The sequence below is a fragment of the Rhodanobacter aciditrophus genome, assembly GCF_042679525.1.
Classification (GTDB): Bacteria; Pseudomonadota; Gammaproteobacteria; order Pseudomonadales; family Marinomonadaceae; genus Marinomonas; species Marinomonas aciditrophus.
This window is the reverse complement of sequence record NZ_JBHTMN010000017.1, coordinates 58,296-76,753: the sequence shown is the minus strand read 5'-3', so window position 1 is coordinate 76,753 and position 18,458 is coordinate 58,296. Positions and strand designations below refer to the sequence as shown.

Sequence of the window (18,458 nt, the reverse complement as noted above, 5' to 3'; positions counted from 1 at the left end):
GCCAAGCGCCAAGCTCTAGCCAAGCGCTAACCAGATGCCAACACCGATCATAAGTGTGCCTGCAATACGGTTCATCATGCGCACGTTACCACTTTTCATCAGTACAGAACGCATCGTTCGCCCGCCTGTGGCATAGATCAATAAGCAGGTGAATTCGAGTATGAGGATCACCGCAATCAAGCTCGCTAGCTGCTGAAACAGCGGCGTATCAGGGTTTAAAAATGGAGGCAGCAAGGCCACAAAAAACGCCCAGCCCTTTGGATTTGCAACAGCGGTAACGAAGCCTTGGGAAGCGAGCTCATAAGCACTGGCACGGCGCTCGTCACCTTCTGCTTTGATCGCCATTTTGCCTTTAGATCGCCACATTTGAACGCCTAAATACGCTAGGTAAACACCACCAAGATATTTAAACACCATGAACGCGGCAGGATAGTTCAGCAACAAGGTGGCCACACCGACAGCCGTCAACATGGCTACCAGCCCGACGCCAATCAACTCACCCACCATCATCCACAAGGAACGTTTCACTCCAATCGTCATTCCCAGGGTCATGGCAAGGGTCATACACATACCCGGTGTAATCGATACAAAGAAAAAGGTCGGTACAAAAACAGATAGCAGGCCGAAGCTCATAACCAAAACTCAATTAATAAAAAGAAGGGCTAAAATGCCAGTATTGGGACAGGGAAACAACGTACAGATAGTGGAAAATATAAGGATACAGCAATGACTCTAAAAATGTTTTTTGCGCTGAAATTCTCCATCATCCATAAACTTCTGCCACTCATCTTCTAGCTCTTCTTCCGCTGCAGAATCTTCTTGATTGGCCAGTTCTGCTTCCGCCTCCCGTTGTTGCAACGCTAGATCATCTTCAATTTCTTGGATGATTTCTTCGTACTTGGTAATGGTTTCTGCTGCTTCTGTTTGCTCGTGAATAGGTTGCAGCTGAGCAATGGCTTCACGATACTCCGCAATGGCTTCATCCATTTTATGAGTTAAGAAAAATTGTCGTGCAAGATATGAGTGATAATCAGAAGTCACTTTATACTTGTAAAGGTGGAGCAAAGACTCAAATCGGTCAGCCGAGTCTGGATCAATCTTTTTATCTGAACGGCAGTTAATTATGTAGGAGGCAAACGAATCAAACATTCGCTTCAGCTCAAGAATCTGGACATCGTCAATAACAGGCTTCGCACGGCGCTTTTCTTTACTGCCTTGAAACTGCACCATTTCCTCTTGCAGAAAACGGCGACGGCGAGACAGGGCATCATCAGGCTGAATCTTCAGCAGCTCATCTGAGGTCGCAATCAACCTTGAGAACAGCCATAAGCGCATATCTTTTGGCTGGTATTGCGCAGGAAGCTCATCTAGAAACCTACGTTCTTGACGCAACTGGTTATTGAGGAGCGCAACTTTGCGCAGGCGCTCTATTCTTGCCTGTTCTTTTAATTGAAGATAAATTGCAAAAGCAATAAAACCGCCAATTACCAATAACAACAATGTTACGAAAACTGCGGTCATTAATTCGGATCCCAATACATCTTAATTAGTAAATTTATATGTCATTGATAATTCCTTATAGCAAAACAACTTAGTCCACTCTAGCCTTTTTTCCGAATAGTTCCGATTCCACCTGCTTTATCGCCTTATTCAATCGTTTTATCACAGGTTCTGATGCGGTGTAGGCCGCCACCTTTTCCATTTCTGCCAAAGCAAGGCGAAGTTTTTCTAACGCTCTTGCCTTTTTATCGATATCCAAATCAAGCCGCGCTTCACGCACTAATAGATCGTGATGCGCCAGAAAGTAACCAAAACGTATTTGAGCTGCCTGCTCTTTGGCAGTGGCTTTATCTAGCACACTTTTCCCCACTAGCCCTCGTAACAGTAGAGGTAATGATTGCAGGGCATTTTGGATCAACTCAAGTTGTTGGGACGTCTGAACTCTGTCTTTTAAAGTGGCCTGCTGGCCAGCTTTCAACTCAGATAAAGACTGTAAATAATGAGGCAAAGCCCCCACCAACTCTCGTTCCTCCCTGTGTTTCTTAATCAAGCTAACACTTGAAACCATATATTCCATTAAGACTGTTTTAGTGATCAACGGCAGATAACGATCAGGCACAATATTTAATAATCGATCAATGCGATGACATCGTTTAACTAACGCCTCAATTTCTTGCTGCTGACGCGCACGACGCAATTTAAAAAAGCGTAACAAAGACACCGCCACAACCAGCGCAACAAAGACAACCACTAAGATAATACTCAGTGACACAATCAAATCATGGGGCACATGAACACCGTTTAAAATTTTCGACTTCTCAGCATACTATTATACGAGAATAAAAAAAAAGCCGCCCAGAGACCTGAGCGGCTTTTCATTAATTCAATGACATTTATGCGACTGAGAAGCCTAAAAGCATATAAAAGATCATAGACGCAAGGATCGCGGAAGCAGGTACAGTGATTACCCAAGCCGCTGCGATTTTAAGCAGTGCAGAACGTTTAACCAGCTCCTGCTTAGTCGCTTTTTTCAAGCTCTTACGCTCTTCTTTACTAATCGGCGCAGCTGCACTCAACTCTTTAATTTCACGCAGAATGGCACGTTTCTCTTCCACGTCTGCCTTCTTGAAACGATCAACGAATGCTTGTGTTTCATCTAGGTTGAAACCAGCACGCTCAGAGTGCTTGATGATTTTCTTCAGCTTTTTCTCGTAAGACTGTTTCAAGTACTCACGTAGGAAGCCCACACCGAAGATACCACCCACCGCAATGTGCGTAGAACTTACTGGCAAACCAAGCTGGGAAGCGATGATTACTGTAATCGCTGCCGCCATGGCCACACAGAATGCACGCGTCTTGTCTAGCTCAGTGATTTCAGATCCAACGGTACGAATCAGCTTAGGTCCGAACAAGGCCAAGCCAACAGCGATACCAATACCACCTACTAACATCACCCAAAGAGGAATCGACGCTTTAGAAGATACCCCACCATGTAACAGAGCATCGTTAATAGCAGCCAAAGGTCCAATCGCGTTAGCCACATCATTAGCACCATGCGCAAAACTCAACAATGCCGCAGAAACAATCAGAGGAATCGTAAATAGATTATTGACGGCTTCTTTTTCGTTTTTAAGAGCTTGTGCAGCACGGTCGATCAGTGGTCGAACAAGGAAATAAACCGTCAAAGCAATTGCGAAGCCGATTAACAAAGCGGTAACGAAATCCAGCTTCCAAAGCTTCTTAAGACCTTTCAAAATCAAGTAGGTCGAGAATGCCCACACCATCATAGCAACCAACAAAGGCACAACCTTCTTCGCCGCTTGGATCATGTCGCTCTTGTAGGTTATCGAGCGCTTGATATAGATGAGGAACAACGCAGCAATCAATCCTCCCAACACAGGCGAGATTACCCAGCTGGCAACGATAGCACTGACTTTATCCCAGTTGGCAATATCCCAGCCGCCTGCTGCGATACCCGCACCCATAACTCCCCCTACAATAGAGTGAGTAGTCGATACTGGCGCACCAAGGTAAGTTGCTAGGTTCAACCATAAAGCACCCGCCAGCAAAGCTGCCATCATGACCCAAATAAAGGTTTCTGCATCGCCGATTGCATTAGGATTAATGATGCCCTTTTTGATGGTACCGACAACACTTCCCCCAGCAATCAAAGCACCACCCGCTTCAAACACAGCAGCGATCAAAATCGCACCGGTCATGGATAACGCTTTAGAACCCACTGCAGGTCCCACGTTGTTCGCTACATCGTTCGCACCAATGTTTAGGGCCATATAAGCACCAAACGCCGCTGCGATCACAAGAATAGAAACATTCGAGACGCCATCCCCATGGATAGACGCGTAAAACCCAACCACCACAACAAATGCTAGTGCGATTAAGACTTTGACAATTTCACCACCACGAGTGGTTTTATCGGTTGTACCGTAGTTTGCAAGATCCATAAAAGAGTCTTCTTAATTAATTAAACAAAACCAGTCTGACAGGCCATCCGACCTTGACATCAGCACCCCTGGAAATTTCATTAATCCGTCAAAAATAGTTCATCGTACTGAAACGAGCGCCATTCTACACTGAGAGCTTTTCCATAAAAACCCAAATGCAAAAGAATCCCTACAAGTCGATTCATTTAGCTACATTTCAATTTGATGGCATTTATAAGACATTTAGATGACAGAATTGTTACAGCCTATTCATATTAGCCATTTTCTCAGTTTTGAGAAAACCGAATAAAGTTTGTGACTGATAGCCCATGCTAGAACTGATGATTGAGCCGCAACCATTGAGCTAATCACCTTTTACGTCGAACCGCGACTGAGCAAGCGAGTTTAACTAAGCCTAGTGACTCTAAAAGTAATCTTGTGGAGGACTTCACTTCTCTCAGGGAAAAATGGATACATTACCCCCATCAAAAAGCACTACACTTATCTTTTAACGGTTCTGTAACAAAAATGGCAACCATAAGCGGTATAGTGCGCTCTCAAAAATGATGAACAAGAGGTAACATGGGGTCTAAGTTTTCATCGGTACAAGAAAACCTCTACTTTCTTTTGAGTGAACTCGAAAAGCAGACCGAGCTCGTTGAGACCCTTTTTAATGAGGCGCCGCCAACGGATCTCCTCAAGCGCATTCAGATTCGGCAAGGCTACTCCAATACCCTGTGCGAGAAAGTAGAAAACGAATGCACCAACCTCAAAGAAAGACGCAAATCTGGCACCCAGTATTTCCATGAAGTCTCAGCCCTAGGTGGATTAGCTGTCATTCTGAGCGAATACAGCATGCTGTGCCTTGAGATCATCAGAGAAACCTCCATTAGTGAGGAAATCCCCCACCCTGCGCAAAAGGACTGCGCCAAACTCGTTCGTCGCCTGAAGCGAGCACTGATGTTGGCGAAAATAGGCTTAAGCAATAGTCAGCGTCGCACCGGCCTGAAACTCATTCGAAGATCCGCAAAGTACCTCGATCTGCATCAGCGCATACAGTCCACAACCATGGAACAACCCAATCAAGATACACGATCAGATGTGCAAGCGTACTGGATAACGAACTACCTACTAAAACGCCTTTGCATGCACATTGAAAAAGTCGGGGAAGCCTTGATTCAAGCAGATGTAGGGCCCGTTGCTACCGTAAAAAACTACCCTCATTTAAAACGTTCCAGTGCCAATTTAGCCAGCTCGTTGGATGAGTTGGCATTAAAACGCCTAGCCCTGACCCGCTCAGGCAGCGCCATCGCCTCTCTCTCCCATCGAGATAGCAAAGAAGGTGATGTGTTAGCAGTATTCAAAGAAGGTGAGCAACAAAAAATAGAGGAAGAGCTTCAAGGGGTAGAAAAGTGGCGACGTATCGCACCAAAGATGGCCCCAAAAGTTATTTCTCATATTGAAACGGATACAGACAACTCCGCGCTTTTAATTGAACACCTAAATGGCGTCACCCTAGAGTCCATATTGTTCGAAGGGAGCTCTGAACGCTTACAGAAAACTTTTAAAATTTTGTTTTCGAGCTTAGAAAAAATTTGGAAAAAGACTCTGACCTACGAAAACCCCAATACAACTTTCATGGGCCAGTTAAGCGGACGGCTTGCCGACTGCCAATCCATTCATCCAGACTTTTTCCATGAAACTCAAACAATCTGCGGAGTAAAACGCCTTGGATTTGGGCAGCTTATTAGCCAAGTCGAGTCACTAGAGCGACACTGGAATGCCCCGTTTTCAGTGCTTATTCACGGGGATTTTAACGTGGACAATTTACTATTTGATGAGCTGGAAAGTCAGTTCTATTTTATCGACCTTCACCGCTCAAGACATTTTGACTACGTACAAGATCTATCCGTATTGATGATCTCTATCTATCGCCTACAAGGCGCCCCCAAAAAAACCAGAGCCGTGATGATGGCCTGTATTTTGGAGATTTATAAGTTTGGTCGCCGTTTTGCTCAAAAGCAGAAAGACTCTTTCTTTGAAGTGCGTTTAGCCGCTGGACTCGCCCGCTCCTTCGCCACATCGACCCGATTCGTCTACGACAAAAAACAGGCGAAAAAAATGTATTTGAAATCACGTTTCTTGCTTGACCAACTTGCTCGCGAGACCGCGGACACAGCGCAAAACTACAGAATCCCACTGAAGGAGCTATACTTTGACTAATCTAAAAATTGCCGTGGTCGGCATACCAGGCAAATGGTCAACGGAAGTGCTAGCAGACCGACTAGAAGCGTTAACAGGGTTTCGAGCCGTCATTGATATGGCAGACGTAACACTAGCGTTTGATACTCAGACGGTCATGCACAAAGGTCTAGATCTAAGCCAACTAGACGGGATCATTATTAAGAAAATCAGCGAAGTGTATTCACCTGAGGCAGAAGATCGAACCCGAATCCTAAGTTACTTAGAGGCTTCAGGGGTTCGGGTGTTTAGCCCTTCCCATACGGTTGCACAAATGATCAATCGGCTGAGCGGCACCTTGGCTCTTCAGCAAGGCAAGATCCCCATGCCCAATACTCGTATCACTGAAAATACTCAAGAAGCTTTAAAAGCGGTGCGCTTATTTGGCTCCGCCATACTGAAACCCCTGTACTCCACTAAAGCCCGTGGTATGCAGATGATTGATGATAGTTGGGACGATGCTCAAGCATTGGCAGCATTAGAGCAATTCAAAACTGAACAAGGGCTGTTTTACATCCAACAAACCATCGAGCTCAATGGCAAAGATTTAGGGATGGTTTTTTTAGGCGGAGAGTACGTCTGTACCTATGCTCGAGTTGGCGCGGCGGGGGCTTGGAACACCACTATTCATAGTGGCGGACATTATGAAAACTACCAGCCAGATGAGGCGCTCATCGAATTAGGTCGCCGAGCTCAAGGCTGCTATGACTTAAGTTTCACCACTGTCGATATCGCCCTTACCGAAGAGGGACCTTTCATCTTCGAAGTGTCTGCGTTCGGCGGTTTCAAAGGTGCCAAGGAAGGCTGCGGCATTGATGTTGCAAAGCAATATGCTGAATATGTAGTGGATCAATTAGAGAACAAATCTAGGTAACTAAATAATCACAATGATTTCCGACTTGAACAACAGCCATCAAATTCAATCAGCGTTAACGGAATGTCGTTTTACCAGATCATTTCGGTTTGGTCATGTTGAGGTATTGGTATATACCAATGCCTCAGCACTTTTAGACGAACTTGAAACCTATTACTGCAGCTACTTTAATTTTAGCCTAACGCCCACCCAAACTCTGACACTGACGCTTGTGCAACAACCTGCCATGGGTCTGTCAAACGACTGGCTAGACGTACCTCGAGAAGGTGGAAAACAAGGTAAAAAAGAAGGCTATATAGATACCGATAAAGGCCGCTGGATTCACAAGTTTAAGACAGGAATGTGCTTTCTACAGAACCTAAGCCACCCCCTTGCTGTCGGCCCCTGCTTAGAGAATGTGGCTCAGATTGTAAACTTCATCAACAACCAATTTTTAAACCACTATTTACAACAAGGGTATGCACTGGGGCATGCTGCAGCGTTTGCTCGAGGTAATCAGCTAACAGCAATAGCCGCCAGCTCTGGAGGAGGCAAATCGACCTTAATGCTGCGCTGCCTGGAGCACCCTGATCGAGACTTTGTTACTAATGACCGCATCTTGATTAACCAAGTTTCAAACCAGTCATGGGCAGTTGGCTTAGCCAAAATGCCCCGCGTCAATCCAGGCACCCTACTTAACTCCCCTCGTTTGCGACACCTATTACCCCTTAATCGCCAAGCAGAACTAGAACAACTAAGCTCTGAAGCACTTTGGCATTTAGAAGAAAAATACGACGTCCAAATTGAACAAGAATACGGGCCAGAGCGAGTAAAGATTCAAGGACAACTGGCCAACTTAATCATGCTGGATTGGTCACATAGCAGCACATCAGACACCACTTTGGAACCAATTGACCTCACCGAAGAGCTGACCGCCATTGATGGATTACGAAAGCGCCCTGGGCCCTTTTATCTCAATTCAGATGGGCAATTTGCCGAAGATCTTACCCAGATAGATAGCTTTGATCGATACCATGAAGCACTTAAAGGAGTGAAGGTTTTTCGTCTAACAGGGAAAGTGGATTTTGATCGGGCCTATGAGTTAATGGAGCAATTATGATCCAACGATGCGCCCTAATTCGTCACGGAGCCTATGAACAATTAAGCAATACTCCCAGTGCTCTGCAGCCCTATGGATTGACCGTCAGTGGAGTGCAAGAAGTACGGAGACAAGCACAAGAGTTCGCCCAGTTCCTCAAAACCTCTGGCCTTCGACTTCATCCTGTTATTGACTGCTCTACCCTGCTTAGGGCTTGGCAAACGGCTAACATCTATAAAGAAGAGTTAGCGCCTTATTTTCAGGGTGACGTAACCCTCTCTCAACTTCCTTGTCTCTGTGAGCGAAGTGTTGGGGCAGTAGCTAATCTACCTATTGACGAAATTGAGCGTATCTTAGAGTTGGATCCACGTTTTTCAGCGCCTCCTACAGGCTGGAAATCTGATAGCCATTATTGCCTGCCTTTTGATGGTGCTGAGTCATTGATGCAAGCAGGAGATCGTGTTGCGCAGCACATTACACAATGGCAAACAGCTGAGTTACAACACGCCTCAGGTCAGATTAAATTATTTGTCGGCCATGGTGCGGCCATGCGCCACGCCGCTTTTCACTTAAATGTCATCCCATTTTGCGATATTAAAAAATTAAGTATGCACTATGGACACCCAGTGGTTTTGGAGTTTAGCGATTCTCAACAGCCACCAGCACAGCTGTATGGCGACTGGAAGCATCGTCAAATCCATGATGTACCAGACTGAAACGTCCAATCCAATAGGTCCGAAATCATGCAACCAACGTTTATAACCATTGAAAATACGCCCTTTCATCAACAGGTAATTCAACGCTTGCCAACCCAATGGGAAAACTGGCCGACAGATAAGGGCTCTCGTAATGATCACACGAACAACTTGCCTCTTGTGACCAAAGCCTTGCATAAAAAAGAATGCCAATGGCCAAAGAAGCCTGTGGTGTTTATCTCTGATCCCCACGCTGACGCAGAAGCCTTTGAAATGTCCTTAGTGGCTGCTGGAGTGATCGAGAAGACCTCGGAACAGCTGGGTGATTTCAGTTTGACAGCTTATGGTAAATCCGTAGAAGTCATCATAGGTGGCGACTGCTTAGACAAGGGCCCTAGCAATTTAGACCTACTACGCAGCATAAAAGCCCTGTACAAGGTCAAAGCCAAGATCACGCTTCTGGCTGGCAACCATGACTTGCGCCTGAGAATGGGCCTACTTTCCATGAAGCGCAAGAAGGACGCTGGTAACCAACACTTATTTGTGCGTATGGGCAAAAAAATTGTCCCACTGTTTAAAGAGGTCTTTGAGCAGTATCTAGAAGGTACGGATTGGGGTAAAAAGATCCCAGATGAAGACACCTGTCGCCGCAAGCTATTTCCAGATGAACACTGGTTTAACGAGTTTCCCTTCCATGCAGCAGGCTTCCTAACTGCTGAAGGGATTGATCGTGAAGTCAAAAAAATGCACTCCAAGGTCGAAAAATTTGAACGTCATTGTCTGGATGCGGGGTTATCCTTGCGCCACGTTTACGCTGCCGCACTCCACTGCCAAAAGCTATTTCTAAGCAAAAAGGGTGAATTCTCTTGGTTCTTCCGCAAAATGGAACTGGTAACCAAACGTGGTTCATTCTTGTTTTTACATGCAGGACTCGATGACATCATGAGTCAAATGTTGCTAAAGAATGGCACCAAGTACGTTAATAAAGCTTTCCATAAAAATCTGAAGCGCCGCGACTTGTTTGGTTTTTATTACAGCTCCATTGCAAACACCTTCCGCACTAAATACCGAGATGCAGATCTACCCTTAACCGAAAAAGGCGTGAAAGCCATCCATAAATCCGGTGTTAAAGCCGTGGTTCAAGGACACGTAAACCGCGTACAAGGCCAACGGCTCGCCCTTAAAAAAGGCCTTATTCATATTGAGGCGGACATCACCCTAGATCGAAATTCAAGACAATTAGAAGGTTTAGAAGGCACTGGCGTAGGCGCCACCTTGATTAATAAAGAACAAGGTATTGTCGGAATCAGTTGTGATTACCCCAGTATCAAAGTACTAGACCCCGAACAATTCACCCTATTGTATGCAGCATAATGAAATCCAAAACCGAATTTAAACACGAATCTTTGTTAACGACAGATGATGTCCGTGCTTTGTTAGAAGCTCTCTCAAATGGACTGAGTAAGGGCCAACTAGAGTTCAGTGACGAGCATGAAGGATCACTAAAAATAGAGCCTGAAGGATTACTACAAGTCAAAGTAGAAGCCAGCGAAGAAGAACAAAAACAACAGTTTGAAATCAAGGTACGCTGGGAGCGACAGCCCAAAGCACTCCCTAAAAAAGGCCCTAAAATATCCTAACATCAGACAATAAAAAAGCCCCCGAAGGGGCTAAAGGTGAATTATAGGAATTCACGAGGGTGTCAGAACAGTTAACGATTAGAAGAATCCAAGTGGGTTGATATCGTAGCTCACTAGCATGTTTTTCGTTTGCTGGTAGTGGTCGAGCATCATCTTGTGGGTCTCACGGCCTACACCGGATTTCTTGTAACCACCGAATGCAGCATGGGCTGGATATTGGTGATAACAGTTCATCCATACACGACCCGCTTCGATACCACGTCCCATTCGATAAGCAAGATTGGTGTCACGAGTCCATACCCCCGCACCAAGACCGAATTCAGTGTCATTAGCAATCGCCAATGCTTCGGCTTCGTCTTTAAAGGTCGTAACCGCTACGACTGGACCGAAGATCTCCTCTTGGAACACGCGCATGTCGTTGGAACCTTTTAGCAAGGTTGGCTTGATGTAGTAACCATCGTTGAAGCCATCAATGACTTCCGAATCACCACCAATAAGCACCTCAGCACCTTCATCACGGCCGATTTTCAAGTAGCTTAAGATCTTATCAAACTGCTCTTCAGAGGCTTGAGCCCCCACCATGGTGTCTGTATCCAATGGGTTACCACGTTTGATTTGACCGATACGGTCAATCACCAGCTTGATAAAGTCATCGTAAATATCTTCTTGCACGAGCAGTCGAGACGGACAAGTACATACTTCACCTTGGTTAAAGAACGCTAAAACGGTCCCTTCCACACACTTACTGATGAACTCATCTTCTGCGTTCATGATGTCGTTGAAGTAAATGTTCGGAGATTTACCACCTAACTCGACCGTCGATGGGATGATGTTTTCCGCCGCACATTTCAAAATGTGTGAACCCACTGGCGTAGACCCAGTGAAGGCAATTTTGGCAATGCGCTTGCTGGTTGCTAGGGCTTGACCGGCTTCAGCGCCATAGCCGTTCACGATGTTTAGAACCCCTGCTGGCAATAGATCTTTGATTAAATCCGCCAACACTAAAATCGATGCAGGAGTTTGTTCCGCAGGCTTAAGTACGACACAGTTACCAGCGGCTAAGGCAGGTGCCAATTTCCAAGCAGCCATCAGTAATGGGAAGTTCCAAGGAATGATTTGACCAACCACGCCTAATGGCTCATGGAAATGATAGGCCACGGTGTTTTCATCGATTTCACCGATGGAGCCTTCTTGGGCACGCATACAGCCAGCAAAGTAACGGAAGTGATCAGCACTCAAGGGTACGTCTGCTGCCAAGGTTTCGCGGACGGCTTTACCGTTATCCCAGGTTTCCGCTACAGCCAGTAGCTCTAGGTTTTGCTCAATACGGTCAGCGATATCTAGGAGTACTTTGGAACGTGCTTGAACGGAGGTTTTACCCCATGCGGACTTAGCTGCATGGGCAGCATCTAGGGCAAGATTGATGTCTTCTTCTGTGGAACGAGGGATTTGGCAAAATGCTTTGCCATCAACAGGGCTAATATTGTCAAAGTATTGGCCTTTAACTGGGGCGACCCATTCGCCGCCAATGAAGTTTCCGTATTGTTCCTTAAAGGTAACAACACTGCCTTCTGAACCAGGTTTAGCGTAGATCATACTGTTTGCTCCATTGTTTTTGTTGTTTGGATGTCATGTGTATGACTTCAATGTAGACGGATGCAAAACAAGATACTTGCCTGAGAGTCTAAATAAGTTGTCTCTGAATCCATATCTTATTGACCAGCTTCTATACTTAGGTACATGATGAGTGTCTTTACGCGAAACATCACCGCCAAAACAACAAATAATAGGGGTGTGTATGACTCAGAATTTAGCCAACCTAAACACGCTACGACAGCCTACTCAGCTGGTAGAAAACCGCGTGTGTTTTGCTGGCCCCCATGCGGAGCTCAGTATTTACGATACCTATGAGCAAGCCCAACGGGTCAGTTTAAAAGCCGATTCTCTGCTTTACTGTGGCATGATCAAAGGCGCTAAGGTAATGCATACCCATTACCAAGAAGACATCCCTTTTATGCCCCATGAATCCTTCATCCTTGCCCCAGATGAAGAGGTGTTTATCGATTTCCCTGAGGCACGTTTAGAGCTACCAACTACCTGTCTGACCGTTGAGATTTCCAAAGAACGTATCGCGCAAATTTGCGATCGCATGAACGATGTGATGAATCCGAATGGGTTATCACAGATCGCACCACTGGATCCCAATAAGCCACTGCATACGCTTCATACTCAAGCCACGCAACAAGTCATCGACCGGCTAGTCAGTGACTTTGTGCAAAACGATCCAGACCGTGACTTGCTGGTAGATTTTGGTGTCAGTGAACTGGTCACACGCATTTTGCGTCATCACGGTCGAGAAGCTTTGTTGCAATTTACCAAAGCCATGCCCGATGCCAGTGGCCTCACCCAAGCGCTGAACCACATTGAAAACAATCTTTCTCAACCCTTAGACATCGATCAGATTAGCCGTTTGTCTTGCATGAGCCGCAGCCGTTTTTACCAAGAATTCAAACGCCACCTAGGCTGCACGCCTAATGAATATCAACACCAGCGTCGCATGGCCATTGCGTTACAGCGACTAAAACAACGTCGGTCTGTAACCGAAGTCAGTGTTGAGCTGGGATATCAAAGCCTGAGCCATTTCAGCCGTCGCTTCCATCAACATTTTGGCATCACCCCAAGACAAGCCCAGCACTCAGTAAATTAAGCAAAAACGAACTGAAGAGCCTCTTTGGAGGCTCTTTTTTATGGCCTCTATGACAGCAACTTTGTATAGTTGACTTAATTAACTAACCGCATACTGGGTTTCACCAGACCTTTCGTTAAGGGATTCCATGTCATCGCTCGACACCTCGTTGTTCAAGCAATGTAACTTTGTTCACTTTTGGGTGGGGCAGATTGCCTCGTCGTTCGCCTTCCAAATGCTGTCCGTAGGAATTGGCTGGCAAATGTATGAACTTACCAACAGCGCATTAGCGCTAGGGTTGGTCGGTTTGTTTCAATTTTTACCTCATCTGTTATTAACCTTGGTCATCGGCCATGTGGCAGACCGTTATAACCGCCGCATTATCTGTATCTGTACACGTTTAACCATGGCTTCTACGGTGGGGATTCTTGCCTTTGGCAATCTCACCGATACCCTTTCGGCTAATATGATTTACGCCTGCGCTGTGCTTTTAGGAACAGCCAGAGCGTTTGAGATGCCAGCAAGTCAGGCCATCTTACCCAACCTAGTACCCTCGCAATATTTGTCGCGGGCCGTGAGTGCCATTGCCTCAGCGAGAGAAATCTCCGTGATTGTGGGGCCAGCCTTAGGTGGCTTGATTTACCTCTTGGGGGCCTCAACTCTTTACCTAACCAGCATGACTTGTTTTCTTGTGTCATGCTTGATCATGTTCTTCTTGCGCTATAACTATGTGGTAAAACACAAGACTCCTGTGGATCTTGCCCATCTTTTGGGGGGCTTACGGTTCATTAAAAACAACAAGCTGATCCTTGGCTCCATTTCCATGGACATGTTTGCTGTGTTACTAGGTGGGGCAACGGCCTTGCTACCCATAGTGGCGAAAGATATCTTACACACTGGGCCTTGGGGATTGGGCCTCTTGCGCTGCGCGCCGGCGGTGGGGGCATTACTCATGTCGATTTACCTCGCCCGCCATCCCCTAAAACACAGTGTCGGTAAGATCATGTACGGGGCCGTCGCCATATTTGGTGTGGCGACGATAGTATTCGGTTTGTCACAACATTTGATCCTGTCACTGGTCGCACTTTTTGTACTAGGGGCCTCTGACATGATCAGTGTGGTGATTCGTTCCACCTTGGTACAGCTTGAAACGCCAGATGATATGCGCGGTCGGGTCAGTGCCGCTAACTCAATTTTCATCGGAAGTTCAAATCAGTTAGGGGAATTTGAATCGGGCGCCACCGCTGCGCTCTTTGGAACCGTTCCCGCCATAGTGATTGGGGGTGTGGGAACTCTTGCTGTGGTGGGGGTCTGGATGTATCTGTTCCCTAACCTACTGCACCGCAATAGCTTGGAAAACGAAACAGAGAATAAAGCATAACAAAGGCGCCTTCGGGCGCTTTTTCGTTCAGGTTTTCGTGACGCTCAAACACGCCCTAGCGATTGGTTTCTTATATGACAGGCATAAAAAAAGCCGATCTAAATAGATCGGCTTTTTTAAATTTGGTGCGGAAGGAGAGACTCGAACTCTCACGCCGTGAAGCACTGGAACCTAAATCCAGCGTGTCTACCAATTCCACCACTCCCGCTTGGAATGGTGGTGCATTATAGGGATGAAATTTTTTGGGTCAAGAGATTATCAGAAATATTTTTAAATATTTTTAACACCCACTGTCAAAACTCACACAACACACATTAGTAAACCAACATTAACCCATGAGTTTACTATCAAAATAAGATACGAATCCCTATAATGCCGCCATTGTTTTTAGGAGTCGTTACTATGTGGATTTTGTTGGCCGTAACAGGCTTGTGGGCTTTTTCCTTTAGCCTAATCGGTGTTTACCTTGCTGGCCAAGTGGATGCCTGGTTTTCAGTATTGATGCGAGTTTCTCTCGCCATGTTGGTATTTTTACCTTTCATCAAGTTTCGTCAAACCCCTCGCCCTGTTGCGCTAAAACTGATGGCCATTGGTGCAATCCAGTTGGGGGCTATGTATGGCTTTTACTATCAATCATTCTTGTTTCTATCGGTACCAGAAGTGCTGCTTTTTACAGTGATGACGCCTATCTACATCACTCTGATCAATGATTTACTAGAACGACGCTTTAATGTGGGTTTTATCATCAGCGCTCTGATCGCCGTAGCGGGTGCGGTAGCTATTCGCTACCAAGGTATTGATGAAGGCTTCATACAAGGCTTCTTGATGGTTCAAGGAGCAAACCTTTGCTTTGGCTTAGGTCAGGTTGCCTACAAGCGCTTGATTGAAAGCAGCCAGACGCAATTGCCACAGCTGACGCTGTTTGGCTGGTTCTTCATCGGCGCTTTCATTGTCGTCGTTCCTTGCTTTTTAGCCCTTGGCAACATGGAAAAACTTCCCACCACCTCATTGCAATGGGGCATTCTGGTTTACCTCGGCGTGATTGCATCCGGTTTAGGTTATTTCGCTTGGAACAAGGGTGCCACCTTGGTCAATGTGGGGGCACTAGCTGTGGCAAACAACCTACTGATTCCTGCGGGTATCTTGGTAAATCTAGTGTTCTGGAACCGAGATGCAGATATTGTGCGCTTGGTCATTGGCGGTGCGGTAATCATCTCCGCCCTGTACATCAACCAATGGTTTGCTAAAAATCGCCAACCCGTGGCGGCTTAAATCAAGCTCTTAGCCTTAAACAAAAAAGGGAAGCCCATGGCTTCCCTTTTTTATAGACGTCTAGGCAACTAGCTCGCCAAAAATTCACTACGAGTTTTGTCACTGCGTTTAAACAAGCCACCTAAAGCGGTTGTCTGGGTCGAAGAACTCGCATCCATCACACCACGCGCTTTTACACAGTAGTGGGTCGCATTAATGCTGACCGCAACGTTATCGGTTTCCAACAAGGTCTGCAGCGTCACCAGTACTTGCTGAGTCAGTCGCTCTTGTACCTGAGGACGCTGACCAAAGTAACGTACAATACGGTTGATCTTAGACAAACCAATAATCTTGTTCTTTGGCAGGTAAGCGACTTTTGCCAACCCATCAATGGTGACGAAATGATGCTCACAGGTGCTGGTGAAAGAAATATCACTGACCTTTACCATCTCGTCCACGTTCATCTTGTTTTCAATGACAGTGATCTTCGGAAACTGGCTGTAATCCAAACCAGAGAAAATCTCTTTAACGTACATTTTGGCGATACGGTGTGGCGTTTCGGACAAGCTGTCGTCATTAATATCAAGACCCAGTGTGTATACCACATCTTCAAATGCCGCCTTGATACGTTGGTATTTTTCCTCTGTAGAAAGCCCATTTTCGATCATTGGCGTTTCTAGACCATGCTTAATCAAGGCATCACGCACGCGTGCGGCCTCATCTGATAGAGGAAGTGTGCTTACTTTGTTGGTTTCTGCCGTCGCAGTTTTCATATCAATACCCTAACTAGCTAATTCGTTCATTCATGACGTCAAAGGTGGATCGTTTAACCTCGCCGAGCCAAATGACGACCTCCGTCTAAGGACAATGTCCGCCCAGTCATGTAACGACTACTTAGGACATATTGTACCGCTGCAACCCCTTCCTGTTCACCCGGTTCAATAGATAATATCGATTTATTTAACGCTTTCTGCCGATATTCCTCATTGTCTCCCGGATGAAACATTAATAGGGATGGCGCAATGGCATTTACTTTAACCTTTGGTGCCAATTTACTGGCAAAGGATAACGTTAAATTGGCAAGGCCTGCTTTACTAGATGCGTACGCAATATGCTTATCACTCCCCTTTTCCGCCACATAATCGGTTAAATGTATTATGTCCGTTGCTTCACCCAAGGCTGACTCGGCCTTCTCAAGTAAAGGTGCCAGCGCCAAATTGATTTGATACGGCGCAGCAACATGCACTTGCCACATACGTGTCATTAACGCCATCGGGTCACCACCATCTTCCTCAGATACCCAATCCGAAGCATTATGAATGACAGCCCTGAGACCGCCTTGGTACTCGGCTAAAACCTCATCTGTAAGTCTGGTTACGTCATCAGCCTCGTTAAAGTCCACCTGAATACAATGGACCCCCTGTGCTTTTAAATCTTCAATCACAGCCGTGTGGGTGCGATAGGTGGTAATAACAGTCTGCCCTTCTTTTAACAAAGCATTCACTAGGGCTAATCCTAGCCGTCGCCCTCCACCTGTTACCAATATTGGCAGTGTCGCAGTCTCATTTGCGGGGCACAAATTAGTTGTTTCTATTGTCATAGTAAGCGCACTCAATGAATCCATACTTAGGATATTTACGTAGTAAATAAGGTGTTGGTTCAAGTTTTAGTCTAATTTGAATACTACTCTTTTCCACAACTATTGCCTTTCGACAGGAGCGTCATCATGAATAAGCAAGAGATCCGCCCTTTGCAGATCCCACAACAAGCATTTGACTGGTATGACGAATACGCCCACGGTGACATTGATCGACGAACATTTCTGCGTCGCGTGTCTACTTTAGGGGTTGCCGGGTTAACTGTATCAGCGATTTCATCTGCTTTAATCCCAAAATACGCTTTAGCAGAGCAGGTATCCTTCAACGATCCTGATATCACTGCTCAATATGTGGAGATTGACGCACCGAATGGTCACGGTAAAGCCCGTGGCTATCTTGTCATTCCCAAAGGCGTTACCGCAGAAACCCCAGCGCCAGCGGTCTTAGTGGTTCATGAGAACCGTGGCTTAAACCCCTATATTGAAGATGTGGCCCGCCGCACAGCAAAGGCGGGATATGTGGCATTTGCGCCAGATGCTCTATTCCCCTTAGGTGGATACCCAGGTAATGACGATCAAGGACGCGCCATGCAACGAGAGCTTGATCGTGACAAGATTCTGGGGGATTTTTCAGATGCAGCGCGATTCCTAAAAGCCCATGAACTGACCACTGACAAAGTGGGTGTGGTAGGTTTTTGTTTTGGGGGATATGTGTCCAATCAACTGGCAGCCACCATGCCAGACGTCATTAACGCCGCAGCACCTTTCTATGGCACGCCACCAACAGTAGATCTATCACAAATGAAAGGCCCTCTTTTGCTCCATTTTGCTGAGCTAGACCAGCGCGTAAATGCCACTTGGCCTGAATACGAAGCGGCCCTAAAAGAACTCGGTGTGGATTACACTGCCCATGAATATGAACGAGTTAACCATGGCTTTCATAATGACTCCACAGCTCGATACGATGAAGCCAGTGCAGAGCTCGCATGGGAACGCACCCTATCCTTCTTCAACAGCCATTTAAGCTAAATTCTCAGCATGAAAAAAGGGCCCTCAAGGGCCCTTTTTTGTTTA

Annotated in this window: 17 protein-coding genes and 1 tRNA gene; 10 read left to right on the top strand and 8 right to left on the bottom strand. The window is 46.1% G+C overall.

The window, feature by feature from the left end; translation table 11 throughout:
• Positions 1–15: 15 nt before the first annotated feature.
• From ACFQ45_RS14795 to ACFQ45_RS14780, 4 genes are all read right to left on the bottom strand, one after another.
• On the bottom strand, positions 16–633 hold the full coding sequence (locus ACFQ45_RS14795; RefSeq protein ID WP_377369051.1) for a LysE family translocator: 618 nt from the start codon (positions 631–633) through the stop codon (positions 16–18).
• Between the two features lie 99 nt (positions 634–732).
• Positions 733–1,521, bottom strand: a complete 789-nt coding sequence (locus ACFQ45_RS14790; protein WP_377369049.1) for a hypothetical protein — start codon at positions 1,519–1,521, stop codon at positions 733–735.
• A 70-nt stretch (positions 1,522–1,591) separates the two neighbouring features.
• A complete protein-coding gene (locus tag ACFQ45_RS14785; protein ID WP_377369047.1) occupies positions 1,592–2,290 on the bottom strand; it encodes a hypothetical protein in 699 nt (232 codons plus the stop codon).
• A 103-nt stretch (positions 2,291–2,393) separates the two neighbouring features.
• Positions 2,394–3,962, bottom strand: coding sequence for an inorganic phosphate transporter (locus ACFQ45_RS14780; RefSeq protein ID WP_377369045.1), 1,569 nt, complete (start codon positions 3,960–3,962; stop codon positions 2,394–2,396).
• Between the two features lie 561 nt (positions 3,963–4,523).
• Here ACFQ45_RS14780 and ACFQ45_RS14775 point away from each other — a divergent pair.
• From ACFQ45_RS14775 to ACFQ45_RS14750, 6 genes are read left to right on the top strand one after another with little or no spacing between them, the layout of a single operon-like run.
• Positions 4,524–6,164 (top strand): phosphotransferase, encoded by a 1,641-nt coding sequence (locus ACFQ45_RS14775; protein ID WP_377369043.1) that lies wholly within the window; start codon positions 4,524–4,526, stop codon positions 6,162–6,164.
• On the top strand, positions 6,157–7,056 hold the full coding sequence (locus ACFQ45_RS14770; RefSeq protein ID WP_377369041.1) for a GAK system ATP-grasp enzyme: 900 nt from the start codon (positions 6,157–6,159) through the stop codon (positions 7,054–7,056). Before ACFQ45_RS14775 ends, ACFQ45_RS14770 begins: the two co-directional genes overlap by 8 nt.
• A 25-nt stretch (positions 7,057–7,081) precedes the next feature.
• Positions 7,082–8,155, top strand: coding sequence for an HprK-related kinase B (locus ACFQ45_RS14765; protein WP_377369040.1), 1,074 nt, complete (start codon positions 7,082–7,084; stop codon positions 8,153–8,155).
• A complete protein-coding gene (locus ACFQ45_RS14760) occupies positions 8,152–8,850 on the top strand; it encodes a histidine phosphatase family protein (protein WP_377369038.1) in 699 nt (232 codons plus the stop codon). The genes ACFQ45_RS14765 and ACFQ45_RS14760 overlap by 4 nt, the downstream gene beginning before the upstream one ends.
• 27 nt (positions 8,851–8,877) lie before the next feature.
• Positions 8,878–10,203: a metallophosphoesterase gene (locus tag ACFQ45_RS14755; protein ID WP_377369036.1), complete on the top strand. Its 1,326-nt coding sequence runs from the start codon at positions 8,878–8,880 to the stop codon at positions 10,201–10,203.
• Positions 10,203–10,469: an amphi-Trp domain-containing protein gene (locus ACFQ45_RS14750; RefSeq protein WP_377369034.1), complete on the top strand. Its 267-nt coding sequence runs from the start codon at positions 10,203–10,205 to the stop codon at positions 10,467–10,469. Before ACFQ45_RS14755 ends, ACFQ45_RS14750 begins: the two co-directional genes overlap by 1 nt.
• A 78-nt stretch (positions 10,470–10,547) precedes the next feature.
• Here ACFQ45_RS14750 and exaC read toward each other — a convergent pair whose 3' ends face one another.
• Complete coding sequence (gene exaC, locus ACFQ45_RS14745; protein ID WP_377369032.1) at positions 10,548–12,065, bottom strand: acetaldehyde dehydrogenase ExaC; 1,518 nt, start codon at positions 12,063–12,065, stop codon at positions 10,548–10,550.
• A 202-nt stretch (positions 12,066–12,267) separates the two neighbouring features.
• Here exaC and ACFQ45_RS14740 point away from each other — a divergent pair, with 202 nt between their 5' ends.
• Positions 12,268–13,176 (top strand): AraC family transcriptional regulator, encoded by a 909-nt coding sequence (locus tag ACFQ45_RS14740; protein WP_377369030.1) that lies wholly within the window; start codon positions 12,268–12,270, stop codon positions 13,174–13,176.
• A gap of 127 nt (positions 13,177–13,303) precedes the next feature.
• A complete protein-coding gene (locus ACFQ45_RS14735; RefSeq protein WP_377369028.1) occupies positions 13,304–14,536 on the top strand; it encodes an MFS transporter in 1,233 nt (410 codons plus the stop codon).
• A 123-nt stretch (positions 14,537–14,659) separates the two neighbouring features.
• On the opposite strand, the gene ACFQ45_RS14730 is transcribed toward ACFQ45_RS14735, so the two are convergent.
• Positions 14,660–14,744 (bottom strand) — tRNA-Leu (locus tag ACFQ45_RS14730).
• 194 nt (positions 14,745–14,938) lie between these two features.
• Here ACFQ45_RS14730 and ACFQ45_RS14725 point away from each other — a divergent pair.
• Positions 14,939–15,808 carry a carboxylate/amino acid/amine transporter gene (locus ACFQ45_RS14725; RefSeq protein WP_377369025.1) on the top strand — a complete coding sequence of 290 codons (870 nt, stop codon included), beginning with the start codon at positions 14,939–14,941 and terminating at the stop codon, positions 15,806–15,808.
• 68 nt (positions 15,809–15,876) lie between these two features.
• On the opposite strand, the gene folE is transcribed toward ACFQ45_RS14725, so the two are convergent.
• Together folE and folM are read right to left on the bottom strand one after the other, a co-directional pair.
• Entirely contained in the window at positions 15,877–16,560 is a 684-nt protein-coding gene (gene folE / locus ACFQ45_RS14720; RefSeq protein ID WP_377369023.1) for a GTP cyclohydrolase I FolE, read from the bottom strand.
• Positions 16,561–16,613: 53 nt separating this feature from the next.
• Complete coding sequence (gene folM / locus ACFQ45_RS14715; protein ID WP_377369021.1) at positions 16,614–17,387, bottom strand: dihydromonapterin reductase; 774 nt, start codon at positions 17,385–17,387, stop codon at positions 16,614–16,616.
• Between the two features lie 126 nt (positions 17,388–17,513).
• Between folM and ACFQ45_RS14710 the strand changes: the two genes are divergently transcribed.
• On the top strand, positions 17,514–18,413 hold the full coding sequence (locus tag ACFQ45_RS14710) for a dienelactone hydrolase family protein (RefSeq protein WP_377369019.1): 900 nt from the start codon (positions 17,514–17,516) through the stop codon (positions 18,411–18,413).
• Positions 18,414–18,458 lie beyond the last annotated feature (45 nt).

Coding starts and splice junctions, on each gene's coding strand:
- ACFQ45_RS14795 (WP_377369051.1), bottom strand. CDS start 633: ATGAGCTTCGGCCTGCTATCTGTTTTTGTACCGACCTTTTTCTTTGTA.
- ACFQ45_RS14790 (WP_377369049.1), bottom strand. CDS start 1,521: ATGACCGCAGTTTTCGTAACATTGTTGTTATTGGTAATTGGCGGTTTT.
- ACFQ45_RS14780 (WP_377369045.1), bottom strand. CDS start 3,962: ATGGATCTTGCAAACTACGGTACAACCGATAAAACCACTCGTGGTGGT.
- ACFQ45_RS14775 (WP_377369043.1), top strand. CDS start 4,524: ATGGGGTCTAAGTTTTCATCGGTACAAGAAAACCTCTACTTTCTTTTG.
- ACFQ45_RS14760 (WP_377369038.1), top strand. CDS start 8,152: ATGATCCAACGATGCGCCCTAATTCGTCACGGAGCCTATGAACAATTA.
- ACFQ45_RS14755 (WP_377369036.1), top strand. CDS start 8,878: ATGCAACCAACGTTTATAACCATTGAAAATACGCCCTTTCATCAACAG.
- ACFQ45_RS14750 (WP_377369034.1), top strand. CDS start 10,203: ATGAAATCCAAAACCGAATTTAAACACGAATCTTTGTTAACGACAGAT.
- exaC (WP_377369032.1), bottom strand. CDS start 12,065: ATGATCTACGCTAAACCTGGTTCAGAAGGCAGTGTTGTTACCTTTAAG.
- ACFQ45_RS14740 (WP_377369030.1), top strand. CDS start 12,268: ATGACTCAGAATTTAGCCAACCTAAACACGCTACGACAGCCTACTCAG.
- ACFQ45_RS14735 (WP_377369028.1), top strand. CDS start 13,304: ATGTCATCGCTCGACACCTCGTTGTTCAAGCAATGTAACTTTGTTCAC.
- ACFQ45_RS14725 (WP_377369025.1), top strand. CDS start 14,939: ATGTGGATTTTGTTGGCCGTAACAGGCTTGTGGGCTTTTTCCTTTAGC.
- folE (WP_377369023.1), bottom strand. CDS start 16,560: ATGAAAACTGCGACGGCAGAAACCAACAAAGTAAGCACACTTCCTCTA.
- folM (WP_377369021.1), bottom strand. CDS start 17,387: ATGACAATAGAAACAACTAATTTGTGCCCCGCAAATGAGACTGCGACA.
- ACFQ45_RS14710 (WP_377369019.1), top strand. CDS start 17,514: ATGAATAAGCAAGAGATCCGCCCTTTGCAGATCCCACAACAAGCATTT.